Below are 15,422 nucleotides of genomic sequence, written 5' to 3'. Positions count from 1 at the left end.
TTCGTTCGACGGCCCGCATCCTGTCATCCAGCTGTGAATTACGGCCCGCCCGGGACGTTGCGCCCACCCCCCACGTTGAACAGGGCGGCGGAAGGAGGCCGGATGATCATTGTGCTGACGGGCATCGACGGATCGGGGAAGTCGACGGCGGCGCGCGCCCTGGTGTCCTCGGTGCGGGCCCAGGGCGGCCGTGCGCTGCTCCTGAACAACCATGCGGGCCGGCGGGTCATGTCCCTGCTGGCGGCCAGGCTCGGAGTGCGGCTGCCCACCCGGCTGGCCGACGCCGTCGAAACCTCCCTCCGGGTGGGCAACGTCCTGGTCTCGCATCTGCGCGCCAGCCGCTTCGACGGCCTGGTGGTGATGGACCGGCACCTCCACTGCCAGCTGGCACTGCGTACAGCCAACGGACTGCCGCGCGGGCGGTTCCTTCCGTGGCTGCTCGCCCGCCTGCCGGAACCGGACGCCATCTTCCATCTGGACATCGACCACGCCCAGGCGCACCGCCGCATCGTCGCCCGCGGAACGGATGCTGAGAGCCTCGACGACCTCGCCGCATTCCAGGCGGGGTACCGGGAACTGCCCGAGTACGCGGGATTCGTGACGGTGGACGCCTCCGTCCCGGTGGAGCAGTTGGCGTCGGAGTTGGCCGCGCGGCTTGCCAGCAACGGCGCCGCTACAGGGTGCGGCTTGTCTACATAGAAGAGTGCGGGCCAGGACTGGAAAGTCCCGGCCCGCACCTTTTCAATACTTCAGGGCAGCTGCCGCTACCGCGAGGCCGTCGGGGAGGCCGACGACGAGGCGCCACTGCCCGAGGACATCGTCGCCGAGGAAGTGGACGAGGCAGTCGACGAGGCCGTGCTGCTCGGCGAGGAAGTGCTCGCTGATCCGGACGAACTGGTTGAGGTGGCGCTGGCTGTTGCGCCGCCTTCGGCCTTCTTCAACACGTCGTTAATGAGGTCCTCAAGTTCCTTCTGGTCCGTGTCGCCCAGGTCCGTGCCGCTCTTGGTGGCCACCACCAGCAGGCGCCCTTCGGCAGCGGAAACCTGCATCAGCTTCTGCTGGTCGTCGCCGCTGCGGGTGCTCACGGTGGCGAAGGTCTTCTCCGCGTCGGTATCCGCCTGCAGTTCCTTGCTGGAGACGTCGTACTTCTGGCCCAGTGCGGAGACCGAGAACTTGGCGCACTGGTCCATCTTGCCGCTGATGTCGTTCAGCGTCTTCACGGCGTCAGGGCCCTCGCTGCCGGACTGCGCGGACAGCGTGCGCGGCTGGTTGCCTTCGGAAAGTGCCACGGCCACGTCACCGCTTTCCACCTTGTCCAGCAGGCCGGCGGTGGCGATGTCCTTACAGTCCTTGGGATCGATCGTTGCCGTGCTCATGAGCAGGTTGGCGATGTTTCCGCCCTGGTCAACCTGCTCCTTGGAGTAGAGCTTGAGCTCGTTGCCGTCGTCGTCCTTCATCCCGGAAATGAGGTTGCGGAGCTCATCCTCCGAATACACCTTGGCTTCGGCGGTCTGGCTGGCGGAAGCGGACGCCGACGTGGTTGCCGTGCCCGACGGGCTGGCCGTGCCGCTGCCCCCTCCCGAGCAGCCGGCCAACGCCAGCATCGCCGCAGTCACCACTCCAAGCGCAGAAACTTTTCGCATCAGGTTCACCCTCCGAAAATTAGACAGCATGCTTAGTAGTTCTAGCGTAAAGGGTGAAGGGCGGGTACGGAAATAACAGAACGATTCCAAAGCTGGCGGGACCGCCAAAAGGGTCAGGCGGGGAGGCGCCCCGGCTCCTGGGGGCGCGGCTGCGGGTGCCGCCACGCTCCGCTGGTTTTCGCCTGATGGCCGAGGTTGCGGAAGATGGCCCGCGCAGCGGCCCGGACGAGCGGCACAAGTTCGTGCGCCGGCGTCTCGGCATCCGGGACCACGATGGACAAAGCAGCCACCACACCGCCGTCGGCCCCGTGGATGGGTGCGGCAACGGAGACGGTGCGGGATGGATGGTTCCGGCGGACTACCGCCACGCCGGATTGCCTGACGTTTGCAAGGACAGCGCGAAGCCGGGCCGCCGGAAGGCTGCCGGAATCGGGGAGGCTGTCGGGGTCTGCCTGGGACTCCGGTGGCTGGGCAAGCAACTCCTGCAACAGCTCCGGACCGGCGTAGGCAAGCAGGACCTGCCCGACGGCGGTGGTCCGCAACGGCATGCGGCCTCCGACGCGGTAGGCCACCTCCGTTGCGGTACGGGACGAGAGCCGGTCGATCAGGACCGCATCCGTGCCTTCGCGGACGGAGAGCAGCACGTGATGCCGCGTGACCTCGTACAGGTCCTCGAGGTAGGGCAGGGCGATCTGCCGCACCCCGTGGCCACGCGGTGCCAGCGAAGCGATTTCCCAGAGCCGTACCCCCACCACGTAGCGGCCGTCGTCGAGGCGCTCCAGCGCGCCCCACTCCGTCAAGTGCCTCACCAGCCGCAGCGCCGTGGCCGGGGCGAGTCCTGCCTGGCGGGACAGTTCAGACAAACTCAGGGCCCGGCGCTGTTCCGAGAATTGGGCCAGCAGGCTGAGAGCCCGCACCAGTACCGGCGTACCCGGAAGCCCGGGGCCAACACCCGTGGGCGCAGCGGCTGCTGCCCTGCCCGTTCCGGCCATCTCCGCCTCCATCCGTCGCCTCCATCAAGCTTGGGCAGTGTGTGCCGTGCCGCAAAGTGGATTTTCACCCAGTGAAAAGACCGCTCACGGGGCTGCTGACGCCGCGTCAAACTGGTGGACGTCCCGCAGGCATGCAGCCCGCGTCCCTTGACCTGATTGGAATCAATGATGAACTCCAATGCCCCCAGCAAATCCCTGGCTGGAATCTTCGTGCTGTGCTGGCTTGGCCTGCTTGCCGATGGTTACGACCTGTACGTCTACGGCGCCACCCTGCCCGCCCTGATCGGACAGCCGCCCTTCAATGTGACGCCTGCCGCCGCCGGCGCGGTGGGCTCCCTGGCGCTTGTGGGGATGCTGCTCGGTTCACTCATCGTGGGAACGCTCACGGACCGGCTTGGCCGCCGTCGGATCTTTGTGGGCGCCCTTGCGCTGTTCTCGCTGGCCATGCTTGCCTGCGCGCTCTCACCCAGCTGGGAGCTCTTCGCGGCCACCCGCTTCATCGCCTGCTTTGGCGTAGGCGGCCTGCTTCCTACGGCGGTGGCCCTCACCAACGAGTTCGCCCCGCCGGGGAAGAAGTCGCTGGTCCTTGGCGCTGTGCTGACAGGACCAGCCACGGGCACGGTCGTCGCTTCGCTGACGTCCCTTGCCGTCCTGGAATCCAGTGGCTTCCGGCCGGTTTACGCGATCGGCGCTGCGGGGCTGTTGCTCGTTCCCTTCGCCTGGTTCCTGCTGCCGGAGTCGCCGTCGTTCCTGCGGACCCAGCTGCGCTCCGCCGAGGCGGACCGCATTGAGGCCGCGTATGGCATTCCCGGCACCACGGATGTCCCCGCCGCAGCCGAACATATCTCGTCCACCCGCGCCCTCTTCGCCAGCGGCACAGCTCGAACAACTGTCCTGTTGTGGGCCATCACCGTCCTGAGCCTGCTCACTATTTTTGGCGTCAGCACCTGGCTGCCGCAGATCATGCGGGCGGCCGGATTCGGCGTCGGATCCTCCGTGTCGTTCCTGCTGGCCTACTCGGTGGGTGCCGTGGTGGGCACTGTCCTGGCGTCCGTTGCGAGCCAGAAGTTCGGGCCCAGGCCGCTGGTGGTGGTGGGCTTCGCCAGTGCAGCGGTCGCCCTGCTGCTGATGTCCGCCAACCCGCCGGCCGCGCTCATGACGGTACTCGCCGCCGTCGCGGGTTTTGGCGGGCTGGGTACGCAAAACATGATCAACGACTACATTGCGCAGTTCTACCCTGCCGCTACCCGGGCCACCGGCCTCGGCTGGGCGCTTGCCGTGGGCCGCATCGGGGCCATCGCAGGCCCCACCTACGGGGCCCTGCTGGTGAGCTTTGGAGGCGGTGTCCCCGTGGCAGCCATTGCGTTCGCGGCGCCCGCGCTGCTAGGTGCTCTGCTGATGCTCGCCCTGCGCACCAAGGCAGCGCGGCAGCCTGCCATGGCCCAGGATGCAGAGTTCGTAGGCTAACGGCCGGGCTTCCGCACCCATCCCCTATGGCATAATCCGTGGCGGGAGGCGATGAGACCGTGAACAGCGAACTGATCCTTCGCGGGCGGATTGTCTCCGCCACGTTGGACATTCCTGACGGGGTGGTAGCGGTCGACGGCGGCCTGGTTGCCTTCGCCGGGCCGGCGTCCGCATTCCCGGGGGTTCTTCCGGTGGACGCCTCTCCCGGAAGGATTCTCTTGCCGGGGCTGGTGGACCTGCACTGCCACGGGGCCTACGGATCGGATTTCTCTGACGGCTCCATCGACGGCGCCATGCGGGCCGTCCGGTACCTGCACAGCCGCGGGACTACGACTTTGTTGGCCAGCCTGGTGACGGGAAAGCCCTCCGACCTGGTGCGGCACCTTGGAATGCTGAAGGAGCTGACGGACCAGGGGTTGATTGCGGGCTCACACCTGGAGGGACCTTTCCTCTCCGGCCAGCAGTGCGGCGCACACGACCCGGCGCTGCTGCTGGACCCCGATACTGATGTGGTGGCCCGGCTGCTGGCGGCTGCCGGGCCCTCACTGGCATCCATGACCCTCGCGGCAGAACTTCCGGACGCCAAGGACGTTTTGGACCTGCTCGCTGCCCGCGGCATCATTCCTTCCCTGGGACACACTGCATCGGATCATACGACGGCGGCCGCTTTCCTTGCGCGGGCAGCCTCCGGGTTGTCTTCTGCGGTTGTTCCCGCCGGCAGAACGCGGCCCACGGTTACGCACCTTTTTAATGCAATGCCTCCCCTGCACCACCGCTCCCCCGGCCCTGTATCGGCCAGTCTTAGTGCGGCAAGGGCAGGAAAGGCGGTGGTGGAACTGATTGCCGACGGCGTGCACCTGGCCCCGGAAACAGTGAAGTTGGTGTTCGACCTCATCGGGGCGGATAACATCGCCCTGGTCACCGATGCGATGGCGGCCACGGGCTTGGACGACGGACAGTACCGTCTGGGTTCACTCTCCGTGACAGTAAGCCAGGGCGTAGCGCGGGTGAACGGCACTGGCGCAATTGCCGGCGGTACCAGCACCTTGCTGGACGTAGTACGGACCACTGTTGCCGCGGGTGTTTCCCTGCGGGATGCCGTAACTTCAGCGTCCGCCGTTCCCGCATCTGTGCTGGGGCTTGCTGAAAAGGCGGGCGACCTGCGTGCCGGGATGCCGGCGGACTGTTTAGTACTTGACCAGGACCTGAACCTTGTTCGAGTACTGCGCAAGGGTGCATGGGCCGACGCACCCAGGTGAGGGTCTGACTGCGGCTTCTCCTGGCCGCGGCTCTGAATGTCACACCCCCGTTGGATGATGTGTTCATGGGAATCAGTAGGGGTGTTGGGGTGGTGTTGGAGGGTGTTCATGCCTCTGTTGCTGCCCTTGATGCGCTGACCCTCGAAGACTCTTTTTTGGCTTCCGCCGCTGCCGGTGTTGGTGCTGATGTGGATGTGTTGCAGCGGCGGTACGAGCTTTGCCTGGAACGGATGGAGCTGACGTCCCGGCTGGAAGCGCAACTCGCGGCAGTGAAGACCCGGGACGCGGCCCGGGCCCTCGAGTTCCAGCAGGCCATGGCCCCGCCCGACGCGACCGTGCAGGACCGGACCTATGCGGAGATGTCGGCGGTCGAGGAGATCGCCGGGGTCCTCACCCTCAGCTCCGCGGCCGCCGGGGCGTTCGTGGAACAGTCCCGGCGGGTATGTTCCCTGCCGCTCGTGATCGATGCGTTGGCCGCCGGCGCCATCTCCTGGCAGCACGCCAGGATCGTGGCCGACGAAACCGAAGGCCTCACCCCCGACGGTGCAGCCGCCCTTGTGGCGCACTTCTTCGACCCCAACGACCCCAACCCCGCCCGCGGCGCCGCCCCCGGAGAACTGGTCCCGTCCCGGTTCCGGGCCAAAGTCCGCACCTGGCGGGAACGCCACCACCCCGAAACCCTCGAAAGACGCCACGCCAAGTCCGTGGCCGACCGGCGGATGGAATACACCCCCGACCGGGACGGCATGGCCTGGATCAACCTCTACCTCCCCGGCGACACCGCCTGCGCCATCTGGAACCGCACCACCGCCACCGCCCGCGGCCTCCAAAACCCCGCCGAAAACCGCACCCTCACCCAACTCCGCCCCGACATCGCCGCCTCACTGCTCCTTGGCGCAGGCCTACTGCCCAACACCGAATACAACGCCGCCGCTGACACCGCCGCGGGTCCCGGGAGTGCTGCGGGGACGAGTGCAGGAAACAGCACGGAGCTGGGAGAAGTCCCTACCCCGCGGGCCGATGTGCTGGTCACCGTGCCGGTGTTCTCCCTCCTCGGGCTCACGGACGAGCCCGCGGCGCTGGACGCTCTCGGGCCCATCCCGGCCTCGATGGCCCGGAAGCTTGTCGCGGACGGGGCGGATTCGTTCTACCGGGTCCTGGTCGACCCAAGAGACGGGGCGCCACTGGAGATCGGCCGGACACGCTACCGGCTCCCCGAAACCATCAAACAATGGATCCGGATGCGGGACGCCAAATGCACCTTCCCCGGCTGCAGCAACCGTTCCCCGGACAACGAGACAGACCACTTGAAGGCCTGGGAACACGGCGGCACCACCGGCACCAGCAACCTCGGACAACTCTGCCCCAAACACCACCGGCTCAAACACGCCCGCCCCTGGAAACCCACCCCCGGAACAAAAAGCGAGCCGCCCGGCTGGACCTCACCCACTGGCCGCCACTACAACGCCGAACACCCCGACCACGAACCAACCCACTGGCCACCAGGAACCCTGCCAGGACAGCGAAGCCTCCTGGAGGAAGCTATCCTGCAGCGCCTAGCGACGTAGGATGGGCCGCGCGTCGGCGCCTTCCTTGGCTGGCTTTTCAGTAGCAGGCTGCCGTGGCTAAACAGGTCCGGGTGCCCCTGCAATACGGCGACGCAGTGTGATCCGTTGCGTGTGCTGCCTGGTGGCCATGGCCCGGAGCCGGGGAACAACCCCCATGGCCAGCGGCGGGCCATGGCCGGGTGCCAGCAACCGGGGCCCCAGCTCCGCCAGGCGTGCAGCTGAGTCGATGGCTAACTTCCAGTTCCAGGTGGTGTACCAGGGCGGCCCGCAAAGATCCGGGCCTCCCGGCAGGAATCCGCGAATCGAGTTCAGGTTGACTGTTACCACCGCGTCACCAGTGATCAGGACGCCGTCACCGGTGCGCCAGTACGCGACGTGTCCGGCGGTGTGGCCGGGCGTTGGGACGGCGACCCAATCGGCCAGACCCGGCACTTTCCCGTCTCGGGGGAGGCCCTGCACTACGTCGGTGATGTCGCCTGCGGCTTCGATCCGCCGGCGGGCACGGGCCGGCAATGCCCACAGGGCCGGTGCAATGAACCACCGGTCCAATGGCATGGAAAACTCGGGGATGTACCGCCCGGCAGCCATGGGCAGCTCGGCTTGGTGGACATACACCGGGATTTCCCACAGCCGGGCCAATGCACCGGCAGCGCCCGAGTGGTCCGGATGAATATGCGTCAGAAAGATGGCTGCGGGCATGTTCCCGGATCCGAGCACTTTTTCGACAGCCCTGCGGACCGGCTCCGCGCTGCCCGCCCAGCCGCAGTCAACCATGACCCAGGCGGGACCGGAGCGGACAAGATAGAGATTGGAGGCCATCGGCCCGGAGCCGCTGGTCATGAGCATCACTCCGGAGGCGATCTCCTGTGGTTCGGTAACGCGCATCATCCAGCTGCCATTTCCATCAGGACCATCACCGTTTTCCCTTTCCATAGCCGCTCCCGGCGGATGCCGCCTGGACCACGGATGTCGGCCGCCGCAGCAGCAGCACGGAGGCACTGACAATCCAGATCACCGGCGGGAAGTTGGCAATCAGCACCGGTCCCCAGCCGGCGGCGTTGTAGAACCCCCTGGGCTCAGCAGGTCCTCCGTACATCGAAGGAACTGCCGCCATGCAAAGAAGCACCGCTCCATAGGCCAACCATCGGGTCCAGGGCGGCAGGACTCCCGTGGCAGCGGCGCCGTACCCGGCCGCGCCGATGAACAACGCAGTGATCACGAAGGCAATGGAACTGTTGTAGATCAGGAGGTAGCCCATGGTCAGTGCCCTGTTAACCGAGGGGTCCGGAACAGGTGCCTGGGCATCAAGGGCGAGGCCGCCCTCTAATCCGTTCGCCACCAAGGTCACTCCCAGCCACACTCCAATGGAGGCCATCACCAAGGATGCCGCCCAGCCATAAGTGGCGTTGGCCGTGCGGATCAGCTGGCTAAGACCAGCGGCGAAGACCATGCCCGCAACATAGAGAAGCAGGTCCAGCAGCACCCGGGTGAAGATGACCTGCCGCAACCGCAATGCCTCCTTCGAACCAGCCGCTCCATCGTAGATCCCCAGCGAGGGGTCCTGCATCAGATAGAGCGGGAACTGCGCCAGCGAGAAGACAACCATTCCCACACCGGCCCAGCCCGTGAGCCTCCGGATCTGCGCGTCAGTCACGATTACCCGTCCTTACCGGCGGCTGTGCTTCACGCCACCGGGTGGCGGATCAACGTGCGCAGCTTGTCCGGGGCACTGCGTCGCGGATCGCCCAGGTAAATCTCGTGGTGCCGTCCCCGAACCTTCAGTCCAGCCGCCGTGATTGCGGCGTCCAGGCGGGCGATGGTGGTGCCTTCGACCGCGTAGGGACCGATATGGAGTGCTTGGGCACACCGGCCTTCTTCCCAACGTTCGAAGCGGACCAACTCCAGCCCCGGAAGCCCTTTGGGGCGGGAGTCTTCCAGGGCCCGCGCCAGAAGGGCCTGATCGATGGGCTCAGGCTGCACCATCATGGCCTGCCACCGCCACGACTCCCGGGCGATGCCGGAGAGTCCCGTGAAACCTGCGGTCACGGCTTCCACACTCTCCTCATGATTTGGGTCTTCGAACCACCACAAGGCTTCCAGGGGCATAACTTTTGTCACCTCACCGGACTGCTTCTTAAGCCCGAAGTGCGCCGCGTAGCTGACGGTAAACAACGCCTGCAGCGCCTCGGCGAATGCTGGCCCGTCAGGGTCCCCCTGCCCCTGGACGAGGGCGAAGAGCAGCGGCGGAACGTCCACGAAATCGACAGATCCCTTGCGTGTTTTATACAGGAATGCAATGTCCTCGCGAAGATCGCTCACCAGGCCCTCCCCCGTTCACCTTGCCTGCCCGGGATGCGCCGAAGCGCTCTGTCAGAGGTACCGGCCGTCTCATGGTTTCACGCAACGGGAGTCTCTCCATGAAGCCAGTTTTCCCGCGCGCCACAGCAGCCAGTAGGGCCGAATGTCCTCTCTACCCGTCCGCCCCGGGCAGGCACACTTCCACGAGTTCCCCGGTGACGCGCGTCTCGAAAACCGGCTGCCGGGAGGTGGCAGGACCGGCCTTCACTTCGCCCGTGCGCAGCGAGAAGGTGCTCCGGTGCCAGGGGCAGACGACGCACGGGTCCCCGCCGTCGTCCTTAATCTTGCCTTCGTGAAGCGGCCCGGAAAGGTGGCTGCAGACGTCGGACAGCACGTACACGGTGTCGCCCTCGCGGTGGACCAGCAGCGGGATACCAGCCACATCGCGCTTATGGAGGCCGCCCTCCGGCAGTTCGGCCAGCGGCGCCAGCGGGTGCCAGCCGGGCGGGAAACGGTGTGGAATCTCCTCGCTGTGATTGACCCCTGCGGCCTGGCGGTATGAAAGGTGCCCGCCGAGGAAGCCGCCGGCACTCACGGTGGCAAGGCCCAGATACGCCAGTAACCTGCCACTGCCCTGGCTGCCCCTCGCCCGCTGGATCAAGGACCCGATATAAAGGCTGGTTGCCGTGACGTTGGCCGCCGCATGCACCAGGCCCACCCTCTGCTGCTGCGGATGCAGCTGCGTCCAGTCGGTGAACCCAGCCAGCGCAGCCGGAATCACGCTGGCGGTGCCCACACCGATCAACAGCCTGGCAGCTTTCTCACCACCGGGAACGGCATCGAGCACCCCTGCCGATAGCCACGCACCGATCGGAACCTGCACTGCAAGGGGGTGCAAAGGGTGGCCGATGGGAACGCCATGCAGGATATCCCGGGCCCACTGCGGCTTGATGACCTTCTTGACGATCTTCCGGATACTCTTGGCTGCCGGGTCAAGCCATTCGGCATCCTCGAAACGGGTGACAAGCTCAAGTGCGGGCAACGGTTTCATGTGTCCTCCCTTACCCCGATCACCGCAATCCACTCATTACAGAACGTCCAGTCTGGGGAAGATGCAGGTGTCGGGACAGAACGCGCCAGACGCAGATTCGATGCAGACCCGGAATCACCGCAGGGGCGATCCCAGGACCGTGAACCGGTGGCCTCCCATCTCGCCGGACAGCAGCGGCATGGCCTCGGCAATCGCCGCGCGCGTGCTGTCCAGTTGCAGCGACGCCTGGTGCGCCTCTGCGGATTCCCAGAGCTCGCTGACGAACACCTTATCCGGCATGCCGTCGTTGATACCCACCTCATAAAGGAGACAGCCGGCTTCCTTCATCCCGGGTTTGGGCCGGAGCAGGATTGCCACAAGGGCATCGCGCTGGCCGTGCTTTGTTCCGAGCACTCCTACATTGGCAAAGGTCATAGGGACAGTGTGCAGCACCGCTCCGGCAAGTGGAGGCTCTTGAAAAACGCCAGCAGATAGGGTAGGCCCGCCACTAGTGCGGCCTTGGATACAGGCGGGATGATTAAAGCCGCCGGAACGCAGTAAGCGGAAAAATCCGGACTCGAAGCCGCCCGCTTCTGGTGGGTGCGCTGTTAAATGGGGCGGGCAGTGCCGCCACGCTGTTTCAGCGAAAATGCTTATGATGTGACGGCCTTAGGGCTGCCCGCAAAGGTGAATCGCATCCTTTGAGGAGCAACGAGAAATAATGTCCAACACGCAAAAAATCCGCTCAACCCGGGCACGGGTGGCCCTGGTTCCGGTCCTGTCGTTAGGTATGCTCGGAGGTTTCCTGTCGCTGGCCGCGCCGGCCAACGCGGAAACGAGCCGCTACGGCTGTACGGTTGACCCGCTGGATCCAGAGGACCTCCGCGGCGACAAAGTCGACTTCAGTATTAAGGTCGATTGCAACGGCGAAAAGACCGTCGAGATCCGCCAGCGGATCTATGAGGACGAACGAGGTTCCCGTCACAACGACGATCTCCTCACCAAACGGCTGGTCACCGTGGACTTTGACCGCCGTGACGACGCACGGACTATTCACTGCTATCTGGATTTCGGCGGCTATGGTCGCCATGACGAGGCAAGGAATAAGGACGGCTGTGACGATGCCGACAGGTATGACCACAAGGATGACCGGAAGGTTGAAGAGGTCTATCAACTCGTCTCGTTCCGTGTTCAGAACCACGGCGGACACTGGTCCGACTGGACTGATTGGGAGAAGAGCGCCGTAGTGGAAGTGGACCATCACGGGCATTAGACGCTGGACGCCCGCACCCACAAAGTAAGGAGCCAGGGGCCGGCACCCCTGGCTCCTTACTGCCCTGGCCCGCTCAATCTGCGGCCCCCAGGCTTCCAGCGTGGACGACGGCGCCACTCGCCGTCGTGTCTTCCTTCAGCATCCAGCCCACGCGTTTGACCGTCCGCAGCATTACCGCGCTCTCCACGATCTCGATGCCGGGCACCTTCTGCTGCAGCGCCAACTCGGCGCTCATGACGTCCGCCAGTGTGTGCAGCCACATGATGATCACGAAGTTGGTGGGCCCGGTGGTGGAGGCACTCAGCCGGACATTGCTGATAGTGCGGATCTCCGCGGCAGCCGCCTCATGCTGGCCGGCCGGAACGTTGACGAACCACTGGCAGGTCACCGGGAACGATGAGTACCGCTGGGCAATTTCGCAGCGGAACGACAGGATGCCGCTTGCCAGCACGCGGTTCAACTGGCGCTGCACGGTGGCTGGATGCCGGCCAAGGGCGCGGGCAATGTCCGCCGCCGTCGCGCGGCCGTCCCTTGCCAGGAAGGGCAGCAGGTCGAGGTGGTTCTCCGGAAGCCGGGCCGCCTGCGCGGACTGCGGACCAACCGGGGACCCAAGCGTCCGGAGCGTGGCCAGCTGGGAACGGCTCAGGACATTCAACCGCCAGTCGTCTCCACTGCTGTGCAGCCGGGTACACAGGGCCACCTGGTACTTGGTGAGCCCCTCAACAGCTTTAAGCCGTGTGATGACCTTGTCACTGAACTCCTCCAGTGAGCGGGTAATGACGGTCAGCATCAGGTCGCGGTTGCTGGCTGCCTCCTCCACCGTCACGATCTCCGGAACAGCAGCCAGCTGCGCCGTGACGCTCTCCCGCCGGTTCATCTCGCAGTCCACCGCCACATAGGCCAGGAGCATCTGCTTCGGGTCGCCCGCCAGGTGCGCAGTTACCCAGGCGGCCCCGTTTGAGGTGAGCCGCTCCCAGCGGGCCGCCAGCGTGGTGGCATGCACGCCAAGCACCTTCGCGGCATCAGCCCAACCCAGGCGCGGCGAGGCCTGCAACACCTGGATCAAGGCAAGGTCGTCCTCGCTAAGCTCCAAGGAACCTCCCCCATATCTGCACGAATCCTGCAAGGAAGCAGCAACTTACGAATAATCAAAGCGTTTCGCACTGATGTGAACCACGCCACTTCAGAATAGTCCCCAAGCCCAGATGTCCATTGCCAAGGAGTGACGCGTGCCCATTACCCACGATGCCAAAGAACTGCAGGACGACCTCATCCGCCTGCGGCACGACCTTCACCGGCAGCCGGAAATCGGACTTCACCTTCCCCGCACCCAGGAGCGGGTCCTTCAGGCGCTGGATGGACTCCCTTACGAGATCACGCTGGGCAAGGAGACGACGTCGGTCACCGCGGTCCTGCGCGGCGGGCACTTGGGCGCCGATGACCAAGGTGAAGGCGGCGATGGCGCTGGGAACAGTAAGGCCCGCCCGGCCGTCCTGCTCCGCGCCGACATGGACGGGTTGCCCGTCCAGGAAAAGACCGGCGTTGATTTCACCTCCCAGGCTGATGGAGCCATGCACGCCTGCGGCCACGACCTGCACACCTCCATGCTCGCCGGGGCCGCCACTCTCCTGGCCGAGAAGCGGCACCAGCTCAGTGGCGACGTCGTCCTCATGTTCCAGCCGGGTGAGGAAGGCTTCGACGGCGCCAGCTACATGCTGCGCGAAGGCGTCCTGGACGCCGCCGGCACCCGGGTTCAGGCAGCCTACGGAATGCACGTGTTCTCCTCCCTGGAGCCGCATGGCACTTTCTGCACCAAACCCGGCGTGATGCTCAGCGCCTCGGACGGGCTGGAAGTGACAGTCCTCGGCGCGGGTGGCCACGGTTCGGCCCCGCACTCCGCAAAGGATCCTGTGACGGTGGCCGCGGAGATGGTCACGGCTCTGCAGGTGATGGTCACCCGGCAGTTCAACATGTTCGATCCCGTTGTCCTCTCCGTGGGAGTGCTCCATGCCGGCACCAAGCGGAATGTCATCCCCGAATCGGCCCGCATCGAGGCCACGATCCGGACGTTTTCGGAGGCGTCGCGCCTGAAGATGATGGACGCCGTGCCCCGCCTGCTCAAGGGGATCGCGGCGGCGCACGGGGTGGAGGTCGCCGTCGACTACCTGCAGGAATACCCGCTCACCATTACCAGCGAGGACGAAACCACCACTGCCGAAAAGGTGATCACGGAACTCTTCGGCGAGCGCCGCCTCTCGCGCTGGGCCACACCGCTCAGCGGCTCGGAGGACTTCTCGCGGGTGCTCGCCGAGGTGCCCGGCACCTTCGTGGGCCTCAGCGCCGTGGCTCCGGGCGCCGACCCGGCAACCTCGCCGTTCAACCACTCGCCCTATGCAACGTTCGACGACGGCGTGCTGGCAGACGGGGCCGCTCTCTATGCGGAGCTCGCCATCTCGCGGCTGGCAGCCCTGTCGGCAGCGTCCTGAACCGCACGTCCTAAGAACCAATGACTCCCGAAACCCCACCGCCCGCCAATCCTCTTTACGACCCTGAGGAAGTAACCATGTCCGTCGCAGTAACCAAGCCCCAGACTGGACGCATGTCCACGGCGAAAACCATCGTCGGCACCGGCATCGGCAACGCCGTTGAATGGTACGACTGGGCCATCTACGCCACGTTTACCCCGTTCATCGCCAGCCAACTGTTCAGCAAGGCGGACCCGGCGTCAGCCGTGCTGTCCACTTTGGCGATCTTCGCTGTCGGCTTCGTGGCCCGGCCCTTCGGCGGCTTCCTCTTCGGCTGGATCGGTGACCGGGTGGGCCGGAAGACATCCATGACCCTCGCCGTCGGACTGGCCTCACTGGGAAGCCTGATGATTGGCATTGCGCCCACCTTCGCAAGTGTGGGTGCGTTCGCCTCGCTGATGCTGCTGGTGGCCCGGCTGGTGCAGGGCCTGGCGCACGGCGGCGAGCTGCCGTCGTCGCAAACGTACCTGTCTGAGATGGCACCCAGGGAGCACCGCGGCTTCTGGGCCACGCTGATTTACACGTCCGGGACGGTGGGAATCCTGTTCGGCACGCTGCTGGGCGCCGTCCTGAACATGGCGCTGACCACCGAGGCCATGAACGCGTGGGGCTGGCGCGTGCCGTTCCTGATCGGCGCCGCCATGGGCCTGTACGCACTGATCATGCGGTCGCGCCTGCACGAAACCGAAGCCTTCCAGGGCGAAGCCGTCACCGAGAAGCGCGCCCCCATCTGGCCGCAGATTGTCCGTTACCGCAAGCAGGCACTGCAGGTCATCGGACTGACGGTGGGCCTGACGGTGATCTACTACATCTGGGGCGTGGTGGCGCCGAGCTACGCCACCACCGCCCTGAAAATCGACCGCGGCGAAGCGCTGTGGGCCGGCGTGGTCGCCAACATCGTGTTCATCGCCGCCCTGCCGGTATGGGGCAAACTGTCAGACCGGATTGGCCGCAAGAAGGTCCTGTGGGCCGGGGCCATCGGCTCGGCGGTGTTCCACTTCCCCATGACCTGGCTGCTGAAGGACTCGGCCTGGCAGCTGGCGGTCTCCATGTCCGTGATGCTGGTCTTCATCGCCGCGAGCGCCGCCATTGTCCCGGCCGTGTACGCCGAGCTTTTCCCAACGTCGATCCGCACCGTGGGCGTGGGTGTTCCCTACTCCATCTGCGTGGCCGTGTTCGGCGGCACTGCGCCCTACCTGCAGCAGTGGCTGGGTTCCTCGCTGGGCGCGCCTCAGGTGTTCAATGTGTACGCGGTGCTGCTGCTGGTGGTCAGCGCGGCGTTTGTGTTCACGATCCCTGAGACCAGGGGCAAGGATCTGACTCACTAACCGTCCCCACTGGCAGAAGGTCCCCGGCGCTTCCTTGCG

The 15,422-nt window shown here is 65.7% G+C and carries 15 protein-coding genes; 7 read left to right on the top strand and 8 right to left on the bottom strand.

Going from position 1 to position 15,422, the window contains the following annotated elements; all coding sequences use genetic code 11:
- The first annotated feature begins 102 nt into the window (after positions 1 to 102).
- Positions 103 to 699 carry a dTMP kinase gene (locus tag QFZ57_RS07350; RefSeq protein WP_306899155.1) on the top strand — a complete coding sequence of 199 codons (597 nt, stop codon included), beginning with the start codon at positions 103 to 105 and terminating at the stop codon, positions 697 to 699.
- 65 nt (positions 700 to 764) lie between these two features.
- Here the strand turns inward: QFZ57_RS07350 and QFZ57_RS07345 are convergent, their stop codons facing one another.
- Together QFZ57_RS07345 and QFZ57_RS07340 are read right to left on the bottom strand one after the other, a co-directional pair.
- Entirely contained in the window at positions 765 to 1,643 is an 879-nt protein-coding gene (locus QFZ57_RS07345; RefSeq protein ID WP_306899152.1) for a hypothetical protein, read from the bottom strand.
- 113 nt (positions 1,644 to 1,756) lie between these two features.
- Entirely contained in the window at positions 1,757 to 2,647 is an 891-nt protein-coding gene (locus QFZ57_RS07340) for an IclR family transcriptional regulator (RefSeq protein WP_373461202.1), read from the bottom strand.
- A 156-nt stretch (positions 2,648 to 2,803) separates the two neighbouring features.
- Here QFZ57_RS07340 and QFZ57_RS07335 point away from each other — a divergent pair, with 156 nt between their 5' ends.
- From QFZ57_RS07335 to QFZ57_RS07325, 3 genes are all read left to right on the top strand, one after another.
- On the top strand, positions 2,804 to 4,102 hold the full coding sequence (locus QFZ57_RS07335; protein ID WP_306899150.1) for an MFS transporter: 1,299 nt from the start codon (positions 2,804 to 2,806) through the stop codon (positions 4,100 to 4,102).
- A gap of 59 nt (positions 4,103 to 4,161) precedes the next feature.
- Positions 4,162 to 5,361, top strand: coding sequence for an N-acetylglucosamine-6-phosphate deacetylase (locus tag QFZ57_RS07330; protein ID WP_306899148.1), 1,200 nt, complete (start codon positions 4,162 to 4,164; stop codon positions 5,359 to 5,361).
- Positions 5,362 to 5,426: 65 nt separating this feature from the next.
- On the top strand, positions 5,427 to 6,929 hold the full coding sequence (locus tag QFZ57_RS07325) for an HNH endonuclease signature motif containing protein (protein ID WP_306899146.1): 1,503 nt from the start codon (positions 5,427 to 5,429) through the stop codon (positions 6,927 to 6,929).
- Positions 6,930 to 6,986: 57 nt separating this feature from the next.
- On the opposite strand, the gene QFZ57_RS07320 is transcribed toward QFZ57_RS07325, so the two are convergent.
- The 5 genes from QFZ57_RS07320 to QFZ57_RS07300 form a co-directional block, all read right to left on the bottom strand.
- Positions 6,987 to 7,862 carry an MBL fold metallo-hydrolase gene (locus QFZ57_RS07320; protein WP_306899144.1) on the bottom strand — a complete coding sequence of 292 codons (876 nt, stop codon included), beginning with the start codon at positions 7,860 to 7,862 and terminating at the stop codon, positions 6,987 to 6,989.
- Positions 7,843 to 8,583 (bottom strand): hypothetical protein, encoded by a 741-nt coding sequence (locus QFZ57_RS07315; RefSeq protein WP_306899142.1) that lies wholly within the window; start codon positions 8,581 to 8,583, stop codon positions 7,843 to 7,845. The genes QFZ57_RS07320 and QFZ57_RS07315 overlap by 20 nt, the downstream gene beginning before the upstream one ends.
- Before the next feature lie 29 nt (positions 8,584 to 8,612).
- On the bottom strand, positions 8,613 to 9,248 hold the full coding sequence (locus QFZ57_RS07310) for a GyrI-like domain-containing protein (RefSeq protein ID WP_306899140.1): 636 nt from the start codon (positions 9,246 to 9,248) through the stop codon (positions 8,613 to 8,615).
- Positions 9,249 to 9,399: 151 nt separating this feature from the next.
- On the bottom strand, positions 9,400 to 10,278 hold the full coding sequence (locus tag QFZ57_RS07305; RefSeq protein WP_306899138.1) for a Rieske 2Fe-2S domain-containing protein: 879 nt from the start codon (positions 10,276 to 10,278) through the stop codon (positions 9,400 to 9,402).
- Between the two features lie 114 nt (positions 10,279 to 10,392).
- Entirely contained in the window at positions 10,393 to 10,692 is a 300-nt protein-coding gene (locus QFZ57_RS07300) for a putative quinol monooxygenase (RefSeq protein ID WP_306899136.1), read from the bottom strand.
- A 286-nt stretch (positions 10,693 to 10,978) separates the two neighbouring features.
- Between QFZ57_RS07300 and QFZ57_RS07295 the strand changes: the two genes are divergently transcribed.
- The gene (locus QFZ57_RS07295) at positions 10,979 to 11,530 is read left to right on the top strand and encodes a hypothetical protein (RefSeq protein ID WP_306899133.1); all 552 of its coding nucleotides are present in this window, start codon (positions 10,979 to 10,981) and stop codon (positions 11,528 to 11,530) included.
- 73 nt (positions 11,531 to 11,603) lie between these two features.
- Here QFZ57_RS07295 and QFZ57_RS07290 read toward each other — a convergent pair whose 3' ends face one another.
- Entirely contained in the window at positions 11,604 to 12,623 is a 1,020-nt protein-coding gene (locus QFZ57_RS07290) for an Lrp/AsnC family transcriptional regulator (RefSeq protein ID WP_306899131.1), read from the bottom strand.
- 136 nt (positions 12,624 to 12,759) lie between these two features.
- Between QFZ57_RS07290 and QFZ57_RS07285 the strand changes: the two genes are divergently transcribed.
- Together QFZ57_RS07285 and QFZ57_RS07280 are read left to right on the top strand one after the other, a co-directional pair.
- Entirely contained in the window at positions 12,760 to 14,016 is a 1,257-nt protein-coding gene (locus QFZ57_RS07285) for a M20 metallopeptidase family protein (protein WP_306899129.1), read from the top strand.
- A 77-nt stretch (positions 14,017 to 14,093) separates the two neighbouring features.
- Complete coding sequence (locus QFZ57_RS07280; protein WP_306629785.1) at positions 14,094 to 15,383, top strand: MFS transporter; 1,290 nt, start codon at positions 14,094 to 14,096, stop codon at positions 15,381 to 15,383.
- Positions 15,384 to 15,422 lie beyond the last annotated feature (39 nt).

This window comes from Arthrobacter sp. B1I2, from assembly GCF_030816485.1.
Taxonomy (GTDB): Bacteria; Actinomycetota; Actinomycetes; order Actinomycetales; family Micrococcaceae; genus Arthrobacter.
Note: the sequence above shows the minus strand (reverse complement) of the source record. Positions and strands in the feature narration are given on the sequence as shown.